Genomic DNA, 15374 nt, shown 5'->3' with positions numbered 1-15374 from the left:
GGGGCTGGATTACCGGGGTCAGGCGATGGTCTTGACTGCGGCCTCGACCTTGGTGCGGACCGTCTCCGGCAGCGGGGCGTAGCCCAGGTCGGCCAGGTCGGCCTGACCCTCGCTGCTGGCCGCGTGGCCGAGGAAGCCCTTGACCAGCGCCAGCTTGTCGGCGGCGAGGCCCTTGTTGCAGACGATCTCGTAGGTCACCAGGACGATCGGGTACGCCCCGGCCTCCTTGGTGTTGTAGTCGATCGACATCTTCAGGTCGTCGCCCTGGCCGGTGACCTCGGCGCTGGCGATGGTCTTGGCGGCCGACTCGGCGGTCAGCGCGACGAACTCGCCGGAACCGTTGGCGACCTTGGCGGTGCTGAGGGAGGAGTTCTCGGCGAACGAGAGCTCGACGTAGCCGATGGTGCCGGCGGTCTGCTTGACCAGGGCGGCGACGCCGTCGGAGCCCTTGGCGCCGGTGCCGCCCGGTGCCTTCCACGCCTTGGCCTTGCCGAAGGTCCAGTCGGTCTCGGCGGCCTTGCTCAGGAACGCGGTGAAGTTGTCGGTCGTGCCCGACTCGTCCGAGCGGTGTACGGCCTGGATGGCGGTCGCCGGCAGGGTCGCGCTGGGGTTGTCGGCCTTGATCGCGGCGTCGTCCCACTTGGTGATCTTGCCAGCGAAGATCTTCGCCAGGGTGGCCGGCTTGAGCTGAAGGCCGTCAACACCGGTCAGGTTGTAGGTGATCGCGACCGGGCCGATGACCATCGGCAGGTGGATCGCCTTGCCGGACGGGCACTTGGCGTCGGCCTGCGGCTGCTCGGTGTCCTTGAGCGCCGAGTCCGAGCCGGCGAAGTCAGCGGTGCCGGCGATGAAGGACTGGATGCCCGCGCCGGAACCCGAGGGGTCGTAGTTGATGGTCACGCCGGTGCACTGCTGCTGGTAGGTCTTGACCCATTCGGCAACGGCGTTCTTCTGCGCGGACGAACCCGCGGCGTTGATGGTGCCGGTGGCGCAGTCGGCTGCGGCGGCGGACCCGGAGGCCGAGGGCCCGGCGGGCTCGTTGTTGTCCGAGCCGCACGCACTGAGTGCAAGTGCCGCAGTCAGAGCGAGGCAGGCAAGAATGCCGTGCCGCTGGAGCTTCACCTGAGGGGTTTCCCTTCACATGGACGGAGCGCCGGGAACTGTGCCCCGGGAGCCGGCTATTCCGCTGGCTACTAGGCAAGTTAGAAGTGCCAGGTAGCCGGTTCGCCGGGCACGAGTGAACGAAGGGTGAACAGGTGCGGCCGGTCAGATGGACCGCAGCTGAGGGCGAGTTGTCCGTTCCGTGAACTGAGGGGCTGGTGTTCGCTACGTCCGTTATGCGGCGCGTCGGTACTGCACGTGCGTCGTCCAACGGGAAAAGCCGAGTCGCCGGTAGAGCGCCACCGCAGATGAATTTGATTCGTCCACATAGAGCATTACCCGGGTCAACCCACGGTCACCGAGGTAACGCAGTCCGGCCGAGGTCAGTGCCCTGCCCAGGCCCGTGCCGTGGGCTTCCGGCTCGACCCCGATCACGTACACCTCGCCGACCGGTTCCTGTCGTGGCCCACCGGGTTCGGCCCGGTTCGAATCGCCGTGCACCTTGGTCCAGTGGAAGCCGAGCAGGCGGCCGGTCGACTCCTGCACCGCGAGTAGGAAGCCGGCCGGGTCGAACCACGGCTCCGCCATCCGTACGGCGAGGTCGGTGGCGGTCCACCGGCCCTGTTCCGGGTGGTCGGCGAAGGCCCGCCGGTTCACCCCGAGCCACGCCTCGTCGTCGGCGCCCGGACGGAACGCCCGCAGGACCACACCGGCCGGCAGCACCGGTTCGGCGAGGTCGTCGCCGAGCGGCCGGCGCATCTGCCACAGCTCGCGGTCACGGCCGAAGCCCAGGTCGAGAGCGAGCGCGGCGGCCGACGGGTGGTCGCCGTGGGCCCACAGCCGCAGCTCGGTGCCGACGCTCGCGGTGGTCAGCGCGGCGACCAGGGCCCGGCCCAGTCTGGCCCGCCGGTGCGCCGGATGTACGACCAACTCCGCCTCGGCCACGGCCGGGTCACCGGTGCGGTCGAGCTGCGCGTAGCCGACCGGTGTGCCGTCCTGGTCGCGTACGACCAGGTGCTCGACCCCGGCGGCGCCGTCGGGCCGGAGCCGGAGCGTCACCTGCTCGGAGATCGGGTGCGCGCCGTCGGCCCGATCCGCGGCCCGGACCAGGTCCAGGATGTCGCTGATCTCCGCCGGGCCGAGTCGATCGGTCCGGACCACCTCGGGTGCGGTCATGGTCACCCGGCCACCGTAGCCCGTCGGTACCAGGCGTACCGGGTCGGTTCAGCCGGTCGAGGGCGACATCACTGGACGGGCGGGTTCGGCACGTCGGTCCGGGTCGGTGGCGTCTCGGCGGTCGGCCGCTCGTCGCCGCGCGCGGTCGGATCGGGTACGCGGGCCGACCCGCCGCCCCCGCCCGCCGCCGCGTTCGTGTGGTTGGTGTCGGCCGAGGCGGGCCGGGGTAGTCCGGTCGGCAGGGACTCCAGTTCGAACCGGCGGAGCAGGTTGGGCAGGATGGTCCGGAGCGCGCTGATCGTCTGCTGCCGGTCGCCGCCCGCGTCGTGCATCAGCACAATGGCACCGGCACCGACACCGGCCGTGACTATCGACGCGATGTTGCCGGCGCCGGGCCGGGTCCAGTCCCTGGGGTCGACGGTCCAGTGCAGCGAGGTCATGCCGAGTTCCCAGGCGGTTGCCACCACACCGCTGGTCCAGGCTCCGCCGGGCTGGCGGAAGTAGACGATCCGGGCGCCCGGCACCGCCGCCCGGATGGCCGCGTTCGTACGGGCCAGGTCGGTCCGGATCGCGGTCCGGGTACGCGCACCGAGTCCGACGTCGTGTGACCAGGAGTGGTTGCACAGGGTGTGGCCGGCGTCGACGATCGCCCGTACCAGCTCGGGGTGTGCCGAGACCTGCTGACCGACCAGGCAGAACGTCGCCTTGACCCGGTACCGGGCGAGCAGTTCCAGCACCTGCGGGGTGTACTCCGGGTCCGGCCCGTCGTCGAAGGTGAGCGCCACCTCCCGTGCCCCGGTGGTGATCCGGCTGCCGTACGGGCCGTCGCGTTCCAGGGCCAGCCGGGGGCGGTCGTCGGCGGGCGTGGACTCGCCGTCGGGGGCGGCCGACGGAATTGGCGACGGGGTGGCCGACGGGGTGGGCGATGGTGCGGTGGGGGTGGGTGTGGGTGAGTCCGTGGTCACCCGGGACGGGCCGGGCGAGGTGGCGACGCGGTGTGGATCCGATCCCTGGTCGCGGGTGCTGGCCGCTCGGCCGAGGACGTACACCCCACCGAGGATCGAGCCGATCGCCAGCGTGAGCACCAGGATCAGGCGCAGGTTCGCCGTGCCGGGTCGGTGCTGTGCGTACCGGTATACCGACGCCCGGCGGCCACGTATCGATGCCACTGCCGTCCCCCCTTGACGCCGCACCTGAAGACCTAGGGTACGTACGATTTGCCAAGTAAAGGGTGCTTTCCGGCATTAGGCCGATATGGGGCCACCGATACGCCGAACGCCACCCGGTGAGGTCACCGGATGGCGTTCGGGATGCTGTGGTGCGGGGCGGTGCGGGGGGTCAGACGGACAGGGCCGCGGCCACGGCCGGCTCCGACTCCGGGAGCGAGCGGGAGGACGACGGCGGTACGACGAACTTGTAGCCGACCTGGCGAACCGTGCCGATCATCGACTCGTACTCCGAGCCGAGCTTGGCCCGCAGCCGCCGGACGTGTACGTCGACCGTGCGGGTGCCACCGAAGTAGTCGTAGCCCCACACCTCACGCAGCAACTGGTCCCGGGTGAAGACCCGGCCGGGGTGCTGGGCGAGGAACTTGAGCAGCTCGAACTCCTTGTAGGTGAGGTCGAGCGGGCGACCCTTCAGCTTGGCCGCGTAGGTGTCCGGGTCGATCGACAGCTCACCGGCGCGGATCTGGCCGCCGGCACCGGCGATGGCGTTGGTGAGCCGGCCCACGGCGAGCCGCAGCCGGGCCTCGACCTCGGCCGGGCCGGCGCTGGCGAGGATCACGTCGTCCACGCCCCAGTCGGCGTTCAGTGCGATCAGACCGGCCTCGGTGACCACCGCGATCAGCGGTACGCCGAGCCCGGTGGCGTGCAACATCCGGCAGGTCGCCCGAGCCTCGCTCAGCTCGGAGCGGGCGTCCACGAGTACGGCGTCCGGGCTGGGCCCGGCCACGAGGGTCCGGACGTCGCGTGGTGCGGTACGAATCGAGTGGGGGAGCAGGTCCAGAGCGGGCAGCACGGCCGAGGGCTCGCCTGCACGCGCGGTGACCAGCAACAGGATCTCCACACATCACCTCCGTCCCGGCGGCGCATCGCCGCGCGGTGGCCAGTGGGTCTCCGGCTCCTGGCCGGCTTGCTCACTGGTTAATGGTGTCGGTCCCGGCGTCGCTGACGGGGCGGGGTAAGGCCCGAGCTTAACGGATCCAGCGCGGGTCGATCCCGGACGATCGCCCCTTCGGTTGTGTTCTCCACCTCAACGGGGGAGGTTTTTACCTGGCCGTAACCAGAATCCGTGCGTCTGCGGCCCGATCTGGCACGATCAGTGCGTGTTCCCCTCGACGTCACCCGAGACCGGTCGCGATTCCTGGGCCGACGGGCCCCGTACCGGACCGGCCGGGCCACCGCCCGGCCCGGCCCCCCGCGGCGGTTATCCGCCCGGACCGGGCCCGTCCGGCATGCCCTTCGACGAGCCGCCGGTCGCCGTGGACGAGGAGCCCGAGCCCGAGACGGGGCGGCGGCGGCTGCGCGGCAAGCGCGGCTCCGACGACCCCGTACCCGGTAGTGGCCTCGACCCGGAGACCGACGACGAGGACGAGGAGGAGTTCGAGCCGGTCCCGATCCGCCGTCCGCTCGCGCTGGCCGTCGCCGGCTTCGCCGGCCTGCTCGGCCTCGGCCTGGTCTTCGGCGCGCAGACCTCCGGTCCGGGCGCCCGGATCCCGTTCGCCCTGGTGGTGTTCGGGGTCCAGCTGCTCTACATCCTGGCCTGGACGATGGCGATGCGACCGCCCGCGCTGCTGCTGGTCGCCGGGGTCTCGGTGGCCGTCGCCGCCGGGGCGGACGTGGCCGCGATAGTGCCGGACGTGGCCGCCCTCGGACCGGTCGGCTTCGTGGCCGTGGCCGGCTTCGTGGTCGGCGTGCTCGGTCAACTGGTCCGCCGGACCGACCGGGCCCGGGTCACCGAGTCGCTCGGCGCCACCCTGCTGATCGTGATCGGCGTGGTCGCGTTCGCGAGTCTGATCGTGCTCAGCCGGTTGCCGATCGGCACCCAGGCGATCTTCGTCTGCCTCGGCGGGAGCGGGGTGGCGCTGGTCGTCGCCCGGCTCACCGACGCGGTGCTGCCCTGGCCCCGGCTGGCCCCGCAGGTGCCCCGAGGGGCGGCCGGGGTGGTGCTCGGCGCGATGCTCGGCACCCTGGCCAGTAGCCTGATCGGCGGCTACGTGGTCGGCTTCACGCCGACCAGCGCCGCGATCGTCGGCCTGGTCGCGGCGACCGCGGCGGTCCTCGCCGACCTCGGTGTGAACTACTCCGAGGCGGGTCGCCTGATGGCCGGCGAGCCGCCGACCATGTGGGTGGCCCGGCACATGCAGGGCCCGCTCGGCGGCTTCGCCCTGGCCGCCCCGGCGGCGTACGCGATGACGGTCTTCTTCCTCTGAAGCACCGGCGGCGGCCACCGGTTCGCCGATGCGGGATCATGTGACTTCCCCGGTTGAGGTTCGCGCGGGCCGGGTACATAGCGGTTCCCCGATCGGTCGCTCCGCCGATCCGGGTAGGCGGAGGCGGGTGGCGTGGCAGACAGTTATCCGGCACAGGGTGAGAGTTATCCGCGGCGGTTGCCCCGGTCGCACCGGACCGACCGGCCGCGTCGGCGGGGGCGCAAGCTGCTGATCGTGCTGTTGATCCTGCTGCTGGTGTTGATCGCCGCGCTGGTGGTGGCCGACCGGTACGCGGTCGGCTTCGCCGAGCGCGAGATCGCCACCCGGATCAGCCAGGAGACCACCCGTCAGGGGATCAAGACCGCTCCGCCGGACGTCACGGTCAACGGCACGCCGTTCCTCACCCAGGTGGTCGCCGGCAACTACGAGTCGATCGTGATCGTGCTGCGGGACGTCGAGGCTCCGGTGCCCGACGTCCAGACCACGGTGAACCTGCCCGAGCTGCACATCGACGCGCGAAACATCGCCGCGTCGATCAACACCCTGCGTACCGGCCAGGGTCAGGTGACCGCCGGGACGGTGAACGGCACCGCGACCATCTCGTACGACAGTGTGGTGAAGCTGATCGACCAGCCCGGCATCCGGTTGAAGGAGGAGGGCGGCAAGCTCCTGGTGGACGCCCCGCTCCAGCTGTTGGGGCAGCAGTTCACCGTGCACGGCGCGGCCAACGTCAAGATCGAGGGCGCCGAGGTGGCACTCAGCTTCAGCAACGTGACCGTCGACGGACTGCCGGAGATCCCGCTGGCCCGGCTGGCGGTGCAGGAGGCCGCCCGCCAGATCGCGATCCGGCTGCCGCTGCCGGAACTGCCGTTCAACCTCCAGGTGCAGGAGGTCACACCGCTGCCCGGCGGGCTGGCCGTACGGGCCACCGCGAAGGACGTGCCGCTGAGCTAGACCAGGCCCCGACGAGGCACTTTCCCGGATCGTGGTCGGCTGGTGACGCGTTTATTTCCGGCTGGTAAGCTCCCTGCCCATGGGGACGCTCCTCACCAAACGGCGCGCGGTCGACCTGTGCCGCGTGGCCACCTGCCTGTGTCGCCCCGTCATCTGACGGCGGGGCTGCTCTCGCGTACCCTCTGATTTTCCTCACGCCCGGCAGCGGCGCCGTCGCACGAACCCGTGATCCTCTCGTTCTGGGTCCCGCGCGTGGTGCGACGAAAACTATCGATACCTCGCGCTGGCTCACCAATCCATCATCCTAATTAGGAGTGATTCGATGAGTCGCGACACCGCACTCGTCTCGGCCGACTGGGCCGAGAAGAACCTCGACACCCCGGGCGTGGTCTTCGTCGAAGTTGACGAGGACACCACGGCCTACGACGGCGGCCACATCGCCGGCGCGATCAAGCTCGACTGGCGCAAGGACCTCCAGGACCCGGTACGCCGGGACGCGGTCAACAAGGAGCAGTTCGAGGCCCTGCTCTCCGAGCGGGGTGTCGGCAACGACGACATCGTCGTGCTCTACGGCGGCAACAACAACTGGTTCGCCGCGTACGCGTACTGGTACTTCAAGCTCTACGGCCACCGCGACGTGAAGCTGCTCGACGGCGGTCGCAAGAAGTGGGAGCTGGACGCCCGTCCGCTGGTCTCCGACGCGGTCTCCCGCCCCGCCACCCAGTACGTCGCCCAGGAGCCGGACCTGAGCATCCGCGCGTTCCGCGACGAGGCGGTCGCCGCGATCGGGGTCAAGAACCTGGTCGACGTCCGCTCGCCCGACGAGTACGCCGGTCGCCTGCTCGCCCCCGCGCACCTGCCGCAGGAGCAGTCCCAGCGGGCCGGTCACATCCCGACCGCGGTCAGCGTGCCGTGGTCGAAGGCGGCCAACGAGGACGGCACCTTCAAGTCCGACGACGACCTGCGCAAGATCTACGGCGAGGCCGGGCTGGACGACAGCCTCGACACGATCGCGTACTGCCGGATCGGCGAGCGCTCCTCGCACACCTGGTTCGTGCTCAAGGAGCTGCTCGGCCACCAGAACGTGAAGAACTACGACGGGTCCTGGACCGAGTACGGCTCGCTCATCGGCGTGCCGATCGTGCTCGGCGACGAGCCGGGGAGGGCCTGAGCCATGACCGCTCCCACCGCCGCCAGCTGCGCGGCACCGGACCAGTCGGCCCCGCTGCCGGCCGGGCTGGACCTGAACCGGGAAACCGTCATCACCGGCGTGGTCCGGGCCGACTCGGGCGACGCCGTTCCCGGTGCGTACGTCCGGCTGCTCGACTCCACCGGCGAGTTCACCGCCGAGGTCGTCACCTCGCCCGAGGGCCAGTTCCGGTTCTTCGCCGCGCCCGGCACCTGGACCCTGCGGGCCCTGTCCCGGCACGGCAACGGGGACGTCCTGGTCACCGCCGGCCGGGGCATCAACGAGGTCGGCGTCACGGTCCTCTGACCGGCTGGACAGCATCGCGGATCGCCGCCCGGACGCAACGGTCCGGGCGGCGATCCGCTTTCCGGCGTACGCCCGCAGCTGCCGTGACAACGGCGGTGGCCGCCGGACTCGGGTGAGTCCGACGGCCACCGTGGATCAGTAGCGGGTCAACGGGTCGGGATCAGATCCCGCCCACCCGGGTGTCGCAGGGCGTCACCGGTTCCAGACCCCAGTTGATCGTCGAGACGAAGCCGGCCGAGATGGTGATCCGCTGCACCTCGGGGATCCAGCCGTCCTTGGCGACGATCACGTCGTACTTCCCCTTCGGCAGCCAGAGACCGTAGGCCCCGGCGGCGTCGGAGGAGATGGTGTAACCGGTGGCCGGGTTGCCGTTCAGGTTCGCCCGGATCGTCGCCTTGACCGGCACGTCCGTACCCGAGCAGCTCTCGCCGAGTACGGTGCCCTGGACCTTGCCCCAGCCGTTCGGCGGAGACACGTTCATCTCCACCGGCACCGACGAGACCGGGTACGGGGTGTCCGAGCCGATACCCAGCTCGGCGGTGTACGTACCCGGCTGGAGGACACCGGCGTCCGCCGTGGCGGTCAGGGTGACCGTCACCTGCTTCGAGGCGCCCGGAGCCAGGGTGAAGGTGGACGGCGCCGTGGACAGCCACGACACGTCACCCCCGCCGCCCGCCTGGTCACAGAGTTCGAGACCACCGAGGTACTCGGTCTCCACCGAGCCGACGAACGAACTCGGCGAACCACCGATCTTGTACGCACCACACGCGCCGGCACCCCGGTAGCGGGTGAACGCCGCGTTCGGCAGGTCCTGCCAGGCACCGGCGGCGGGGTCGTACGCCACCGTCCGGTTGGTGATGGTGGCGGAGTTCGCGGTGACCCCACCGGCGATGACCAGCAGGCCACCGGCGGCGGCGTACTGCGAGCCCCACAGGTCGATCGGCAGGTCCGGCAGCGCCGTCCAGGTGTTGGCGGCCGGGTCGTACTCGAACGCGTCGGTAGTGGTCGCCGTGCCGGCCGTACCACCGCCGCAGTAGACCTTGCTACCGATGCCGCCGCAGGACATCCAGCCGATGACGAACGGGTAGTCCGCACCGACGCTGAAGGTGCCAGCGGCCGGGTCGAAGATCACCGTGTTCTTCGAGCTGGTGCAGCTACCGTCGGCGCAGCCGCCGACCAGGTAGATCTTGCCGTCGAGCACCGCCGTACCGGCCGCCGAACGCGCCGCCGGGTTGGTGACGCCGGCGAGGGTGCTCCAGGAGCCCGCCGCCGGGTCGAACACGTCGACCGTGGCGACCGGGGTGCCGCTGGCACTCCAGCCACCGATCACGTAGAGCTTGCCACCGACGGCCGCCGCGGACGCCTTGGAACGGCCGGACGGCATGTCGGGCAGCGTGCTCCAGGCGTTGGTCTCCGGGTCCAGCACCCAGGTCTTGCGCTCGTTGCCGCTGGCGTTACCGCCACCGACGGAGTAGATCTTCCCGTCGATCACGGCGGCGGCGTTGTCGAAGACGGCCGCCGGGGTGTTGGCCACCCGGGTCCAGGCGGGGTCGACCGCGGGAGCGGCCGCCGCCGAGTTACCGGCCGGGCCGTACGCGACACCGTTCTGGGCCGGGCTGAGCCCCTTCACGCTGTACTCGTTCAGGGCCGCACCCTGCCGGGACAGCAGCTCGAACGTACCGTCCCGCTCCAGCACCTCCACCTGCGCCGGCGCGTTGCCGGTGTTGGTGACGGTCACCTTGGCGGTGCGGGTGCTGCCGTACGGCTGGTGCGACTCGATCTGCGGCGGGCTGACCGACAGCCGTCCCGCCTTCAGGGCGAAGTCGGCCTTACGGACGTCGTTCGCGACCACCGGAACGCCCTTGGTGACCGAGGTGTACGGCGCCTTGCTCGCGGTGAACGGGTGGGTCCCGGTCAGGCTGGAGAAGAACGAGTAGAAGCCGTCGCCGATGTTCGGGTCGTCCGACGTGGCCGCCGAGACGCCCTTGTCCGCCGGGGCGTCACCGCTGGTGACGGTGACCCCGTTGAGCGCGGCACCGGTGTTCTGGTCGGTGGTGAAGCCGGCCACGATGCCACCGGGCAGCGGGGTGCAGACCCGGTTGACGATCGAGACGTTGTCCACCTCCCACCACCAGGCGTAGGTGCCGTTGAACCGGAACCGCAGCTGGGCGGTGGCCGCCCCGGCGAGCCCGGTCAGCGGGACCTCCTCGACGCGGGGGCCGCGCCGGCTGGCGGTCTGGTGCCAGATGTTGGTCCAGGTGGTGCCGTTGGTGGAGATGTCGATGTCGGCCGTGTCGGAGAGCCCGACCGCCCGCCAGTCGCTGTTGAACTTCAGCGTCGGCGCGCTCACCCCGGTCAGGTTCAGCGTCGGGCTGACCAGGTCGGCGTCCTGGGTGTTGCTGGTGCCCAGGATGTCGCTGTCGATGATGGCGAAGTTGCCGGCGCCACCGGTCAGGTTGCCCCGGTTGCCCGGGTCGTCGAACTCCCAGCCGCCGTCCTCGGTCCGGTTGACCGTGGACCAGCCGGCCGGGGTGGCCTCGGCGTCGAAGGTCTCCGAGAGCAGCGGGGCGCCGAGGGTGGCCGAGTAACCGGCCGCCAGGCAGTCCGCCGCCACCGGTACGGCGATGTCCAGGGTCTTCGCCGCGCCTTCGAGGACGAGTTCCTTGGTCACCACGGTGTAGCCGGCCGCCTTCGCGGTCGTGGTGACCGAGTAGGTGGCGTTGCCCGGCACGGTGAACGAGTAGCGGCCGGTGAACGGGTCGGTGAAGATCGGCCCACCGGGCCGACCGGGCACCTCGATCTTGGCGTAGAGCGGCCAGCCGTGGCCGGAGCCGTCGGTGACCTTGCCGGAGACCGTCACCGACTGCGCCCCGACCAGGGCGAAGTCCTTCGTCACCGAAGTGCCGTCGGGGACGGCGACGGTGGCGGTCTGGGTGTGGAAGCCGAACGCCGCCACGGTGAGGGTGGCGTCGCCGGTCGGCAGCCGCAGCGTGTACTCGCCGTCGGTGCCGGTGGTGGCGGTACGGGAACCGACGCTGACGGTCGCGCCGGCGATCGGCTCGCCGCCGTCGGCCTCGGTCACCGTGCCGTTGACCTCACCGGCGCCACCGCGCGGGGCGTTGAAGACCGCCTCGTACGCGTTGAGCCGGCCCTCGCCGAAGACGTTGTTGTCGTCGACCGTGCCGCCACAGGTGAGCGCCGAGACGTCGGTGGCGGTGTCGTCGAGCAGCGCCTCGGTCGCGGCGATGTCGTTACGCAGCGCCGGTGCGGCCGACCAGATCAGTGCGACCGTGCCGACGACGTGCGGTGACGCCATCGAGGTGCCGCTGAACGACGAGTATCCGCCGCCCGGAACGCTGGACCGGACGTTGCTGCCCGGGGCCGAGATGTTCGGCTTGATCGAGCCGTCGATCGAGGAGGTGCCCCGCCCGGAGAAGGACGAGATGTTGTTGTTGATGTCGTACGAGCCCGTCCCGTACGCGTTGGGGTAGTCGCCCGGGTTCTCGGTGCTGTTGCAGCCGGCCGTGCCGTTGTTGCCGGCGGAGAAGCCGGGGAAGATCCCGGCGGCCCGCCAGGCGGCGACCGTCTGCTCGTACCACTCGTCGCCGCGGCCGCCGCCCCAGGAGTTGTTCACCACGTCGGGGCGAAGGTCGGGGCGGGGGTTCTGGCCGGTGATGTCGGTCGGGGCGACCACCCACTGGCCGGCGGCGAGCAGCGACGCCTCGGAGCAACCGGTGGTCTCGCAGCCCTTGGCCGCGATCCACTTCGCACCGGGGGCGACACCGATCTGGTTGGCGCCACCGTCGTCGCCGACCATGGTGCCCATGGTGTGCGTACCGTGGCCGTTGTTGTCACAGGGGGTGTCCCCGGCACAGATGTTGGCCGGGTCGAAGAAGTTGTAGTTGTGGTCGAAGTTGCCGCCGCCGAGGTTGCCCCGGTACTTGCCGACGACCGCGGCGTGGGTGTACTCCACACCGGTGTCGATGTTGGCGACCACCACGGTCTCGCCGCGTACGCCGAGCTCGTTCCAGACCCGGGGGGCCTGGACGTTGTCGATGTTCCACTCGACGGCGTTGGTGCCCGCACCCGCCGGGTCGGCCGGGGTCGGCTTGATCAGCTCGTAGCTCCGGGTCGGCGCGATCCGCTCGACCTCGGGACGTGCGGCGATCGTGTCGACCAGCGCCCGGTCACCACCGGTGACCAGGAGGGCGTTGGCTACCCAGAACGCCTTGTAGCTGGCCTTACGGTCGTCCAGCGTGGCCTTCAGGTCGCGCTGGGTCCGGTCGGCGGTGCTGGTGAGCGTCTCGAAGACCTTGGTGGCCCGAGCGTCCGCGTCCCCGACCGTGGCCGCGGCGCTGAGGTTGGCCTTCTCGCGCAGGTAGATCGTGAAGTTGGTGTTGCCCTTGGTGCCCAGCTCGCTGAGCACCTGCGGGTCGATCGTCGCGGTAGCTGCGGGCGCCGCGAAGGCGAGCGCTGGTTGGGCCGTGATACCGAGGACGACAGCCGAGACGACGGCGAATGATCGCCAGAGTCTTGATCGGCTCTCTGGTCGGTGTGACATCTGTTCCTCCCCACTTTCGGCGCCCCGATCGGTTCGGGACGCCTGCCGCGGCACCGGGTTGTCCGGCACCGCGTAGCACGCGTAGGGGCCTCGTTGGACACGCAGAGCATCCCCCACATCGGCTAGGAGTCATGCTCTGGCGCGTAGCGGTAGTGATCAATGGAAGTTGTCGGCCAGTATTCGGGCAGTAACTGGTCGAGATCTGGGCGGCCAGGAGGAGATCATGGCATCGGCCGGTGTCGTTGTTGACTCCATCGATCAAAGGGGATTGGCTGTCCCCACGCGGCAGAGGGGGAGGTTGCGGGTGTCCAACAATGAGGTTCCGCTCGTCGTGTGCGTGTCGTCCGATGTGGCGGTACGTGAGCGGGTGGTCCGCCGGCTCGACGACTTCGGCACGGTGGTGATCTGCGCGGACCTGTCGGAACTGCGGGCGATGCTCTTTCCGGGTGCGGGCGCCGAGCCGGGAGTCGGACTGGCCCCCGTCCACCTGGGAGAACTCAGCGTCGATCCGGGTGGCCACCTGGTCACCTGGCGCGGCGAACCGCTGGCCCTGACCCGGCTGGAGCGGGAGTTGCTGGCCCGGTTGGCCACCCCGCCGGTCGGGGTCTGGACCTACGAACGGCTCTTCGGCTCGGTCTGGGGTGGTGCGTACCTCGGCGACACGGCGATCCTGCACTCGGCGGTCAAACGCCTGCGGCGCAAGCTGCGCGCGGTCGAGGGCGGCCCGCAGGTGCAGACCGTACGGGGTGTCGGTTACCGGCTCGCCTTCGGTCGAGGCGGCTGAGCGGGCGCCCGGAAACGACGACGGCCGCCGTACTCCCACCGGAGTACGGCGGCCGTCTCTGACAAAACGGCCCGCTCGGCCGATCGGCCCGGGCCACCGACCGCGACACCTGATCCGGTTGCCAGCGCGGTCGTTGCCGAGGTTCCCCTGGGTACGCGTTGACCAGCGAGTGGTCGACGTTTTGACCATGATCAAGACCATGGGTTGGCAGTATTCGGGCAGTATTCAGCCTGAATTCGATCACCTTGACGTCCCTGGGAGGGCGCCCATCCAATTTGAAGGGTGCCCACAGGCCGTTGACTCCGTCAACCGAAGCGCGTTGGCTGATGCGAGCCGAGGCGTGAGGGAGGATCCGGTTGACCGAGACCGAGGTACCGCTCGTCGTATGCGTATCCACCGACGCGGCCGTTCGTGCCAGGGTACTGCGCCGACTCGACGACTTCGGCCGCGTACTCATCGTCGCGGACCTGGCGGAACTGCGGGCGACACTGTTCCCACCGGGGGGCGTCCCGACGGGTACACCCCCGCTGTCACCAGCGCTGCCGGTGAGTATCGGCGAACTCCTCGTCGACCCCGGCGGCCACCTGGTCACCTGGCAGGGGGAGCCGCTGGCGCTGACCCGGCTGGAGCGCGAGCTGCTCGCCCGGCTGGTCGGACCGCCGCTGATGGTCTGGACCTACGAACGGCTCTTCGACTCCGTCTGGGGCGGCGCCTACCTCGGCGACACCGCGATCCTGCACTCCGCGATCAAGCGACTGCGCCGCAAACTGCGGGCCATCGAGGGCGGTCCGCAGGTGCAGACCGTACGCGGTGTCGGCTACCGACTGATGCCCGTACTCTGACCGCCGCCCGGCCGTACTTTGACCTGCGCTGACGTGTCACGATGGCGGGCGTGAGTACAGACGCGGTGGCGTACCCGCCGCCGGCCGCATCACCGGAGCCGGGGCCGGGATCCCCCCGACCACGGCGGCGCTGGCTGCTCGCCGGGGTGGCCGCCTGGGCGGTTCTGCTGCTGGTGGTCGCCTATGTCTCGATCCGCCGGGACACCCCCACCGTCCGCGAACAGCGCGACATCGTCGCCGCCATGCCGGTGCTGCACCGCGCCCTCGGCCAACTACTGGCCGGCGCGGGACCCGAACCGGTGGTCGAGATCAGCGGTCCGACGGTGGAACGCGGCTGCCGGATCACCCCGGTACGCGACGGTGCGGACCTGGTCGGCACCATCATCCTGCGCACCGCCGAGGCCGACGCACCGGTCCTGCTCGACCGGATAGCCGCGCGGTTGCCCACCGAATACCGCCCGCGCGTACGGCACAACCCGACGGTCGGCACCCACACGCTGCGCGCCGACGCGGGCGAGTTCGTCGCCATCTACGGCGACGTCACCGACCCCGGCGTCGTCGAACTCGCCGCCGAGAGCGGCTGTCGCCCCATCCCCGACGGCGCCGACTTCGCCGAACCCCTGATCGGGCTGCCGGTCGACGCCGAGCCCGGCCGGGTGCTGGCCGCCCTCGGCGTGCCGATTCCCAGCTCGACCGAACGCAGCGGCGGTGTCCCCTGCCCCACCGGCGGCACCGCCCACACCGCGAGAGCGACCGCCCGCACCGCCGTTCCCGCCCCGCTCGGCGCCACCCTGCGCCCCTTCGCCGGCCCCAACGCCACCATCATCACCGAAGAACCCGACCTGTACGCCTACCGCACCCCCACCCTCAGCGTCGTCGTAACCCGCACCCAAACCGAAACCCACGTCTCCACCACCACCCCCTGCCCCTAACCCCCTCCCCTCCCCTCGATCCCCACGGTTGATCATGAAGTTAGCAACCGATTTCCACGCTCGGCGGGTTGTTAACTTCATGATCAACGTGGGTGG

At 70.5% G+C, this 15374-nt stretch carries 12 protein-coding genes and 1 pseudogene; 8 read left to right on the top strand and 5 right to left on the bottom strand.

Annotation, left to right across the window (positions count from 1 at the left end; translation table 11 throughout):
• Positions 1 to 18: 18 nt before the first annotated feature.
• The 4 genes and pseudogenes from pstS to OG792_RS31030 form a co-directional block, all read right to left on the bottom strand.
• Positions 19 to 1122 (bottom strand): phosphate ABC transporter substrate-binding protein PstS, encoded by a 1104-nt coding sequence (pstS, locus tag OG792_RS31045; protein WP_329104893.1) that lies wholly within the window; start codon positions 1120 to 1122, stop codon positions 19 to 21.
• A gap of 213 nt (positions 1123 to 1335) precedes the next feature.
• Complete coding sequence (gene mshD / locus OG792_RS31040; RefSeq protein WP_329111546.1) at positions 1336 to 2277, bottom strand: mycothiol synthase; 942 nt, start codon at positions 2275 to 2277, stop codon at positions 1336 to 1338.
• A gap of 224 nt (positions 2278 to 2501) precedes the next feature.
• Positions 2502 to 3437 (bottom strand): annotated as a pseudogene (locus tag OG792_RS31035) (polysaccharide deacetylase family protein); the annotation flags it as partial.
• A 178-nt stretch (positions 3438 to 3615) separates the two neighbouring features.
• On the bottom strand, positions 3616 to 4344 hold the full coding sequence (locus tag OG792_RS31030) for a winged helix-turn-helix transcriptional regulator (RefSeq protein WP_329104891.1): 729 nt from the start codon (positions 4342 to 4344) through the stop codon (positions 3616 to 3618).
• 259 nt (positions 4345 to 4603) lie between these two features.
• Between OG792_RS31030 and OG792_RS31025 the strand changes: the two genes are divergently transcribed.
• The 5 genes from OG792_RS31025 (at position 4604) to OG792_RS31010 (ending at position 8159) form a co-directional block, all read left to right on the top strand.
• Positions 4604 to 5710, top strand: a complete 1107-nt coding sequence (locus tag OG792_RS31025; RefSeq protein WP_329104889.1) for a hypothetical protein — start codon at positions 4604 to 4606, stop codon at positions 5708 to 5710.
• Positions 5711 to 5842: 132 nt separating this feature from the next.
• Positions 5843 to 6664 (top strand): LmeA family phospholipid-binding protein, encoded by an 822-nt coding sequence (locus tag OG792_RS31020; RefSeq protein WP_329104887.1) that lies wholly within the window; start codon positions 5843 to 5845, stop codon positions 6662 to 6664.
• A gap of 79 nt (positions 6665 to 6743) precedes the next feature.
• On the top strand, positions 6744 to 6821 hold the full coding sequence (locus tag OG792_RS34860; protein WP_311202345.1) for an Ms5788A family Cys-rich leader peptide: 78 nt from the start codon (positions 6744 to 6746) through the stop codon (positions 6819 to 6821).
• A gap of 165 nt (positions 6822 to 6986) precedes the next feature.
• Positions 6987 to 7835, top strand: coding sequence for a sulfurtransferase (locus OG792_RS31015; protein WP_329104885.1), 849 nt, complete (start codon positions 6987 to 6989; stop codon positions 7833 to 7835).
• A 3-nt stretch (positions 7836 to 7838) separates the two neighbouring features.
• Positions 7839 to 8159, top strand: coding sequence for a DUF1416 domain-containing protein (locus OG792_RS31010; protein ID WP_329104883.1), 321 nt, complete (start codon positions 7839 to 7841; stop codon positions 8157 to 8159).
• Between the two features lie 160 nt (positions 8160 to 8319).
• Here the strand turns inward: OG792_RS31010 and OG792_RS31005 are convergent, their stop codons facing one another.
• Positions 8320 to 12720, bottom strand: coding sequence for a S8 family serine peptidase (locus OG792_RS31005; protein WP_329104881.1), 4401 nt, complete (start codon positions 12718 to 12720; stop codon positions 8320 to 8322).
• Between the two features lie 349 nt (positions 12721 to 13069).
• On the opposite strand from OG792_RS31005, the gene OG792_RS31000 reads away from it, so the two are divergent.
• The 3 genes from OG792_RS31000 (at position 13070) to OG792_RS30990 (ending at position 15278) form a co-directional block, all read left to right on the top strand.
• Entirely contained in the window at positions 13070 to 13504 is a 435-nt protein-coding gene (locus OG792_RS31000; protein ID WP_442932519.1) for a winged helix-turn-helix domain-containing protein, read from the top strand.
• Between the two features lie 356 nt (positions 13505 to 13860).
• Positions 13861 to 14346, top strand: a complete 486-nt coding sequence (locus tag OG792_RS30995; protein WP_329104877.1) for a winged helix-turn-helix domain-containing protein — start codon at positions 13861 to 13863, stop codon at positions 14344 to 14346.
• A 50-nt stretch (positions 14347 to 14396) separates the two neighbouring features.
• Positions 14397 to 15278 (top strand): hypothetical protein, encoded by an 882-nt coding sequence (locus OG792_RS30990; RefSeq protein ID WP_329104875.1) that lies wholly within the window; start codon positions 14397 to 14399, stop codon positions 15276 to 15278.
• Positions 15279 to 15374 lie beyond the last annotated feature (96 nt).

It is taken from the genome of Micromonospora sp. NBC_01699, from assembly GCF_036250065.1.
Lineage (GTDB): Bacteria > Actinomycetota > Actinomycetes > Mycobacteriales > Micromonosporaceae > Micromonospora_G.
This window is presented reverse-complemented; position numbering and strand designations above follow the sequence as displayed.

What these genes read in the sequence shown, in the direction of transcription:
- OG792_RS34860 (WP_311202345.1), top strand. Translation starts at nt 6,744, where the DNA reads ATGGGGACGCTCCTCACCAAACGGCGCGCGGTCGACCTGTGCCGCGTG.
- OG792_RS31010 (WP_329104883.1), top strand. Translation starts at nt 7,839, where the DNA reads ATGACCGCTCCCACCGCCGCCAGCTGCGCGGCACCGGACCAGTCGGCC.
- OG792_RS31015 (WP_329104885.1), top strand. Translation starts at nt 6,987, where the DNA reads ATGAGTCGCGACACCGCACTCGTCTCGGCCGACTGGGCCGAGAAGAAC.
- mshD (WP_329111546.1), bottom strand. Translation starts at nt 2,277, where the DNA reads ATGACCGCACCCGAGGTGGTCCGGACCGATCGACTCGGCCCGGCGGAG.
- OG792_RS31005 (WP_329104881.1), bottom strand. Translation starts at nt 12,720, where the DNA reads ATGTCACACCGACCAGAGAGCCGATCAAGACTCTGGCGATCATTCGCC.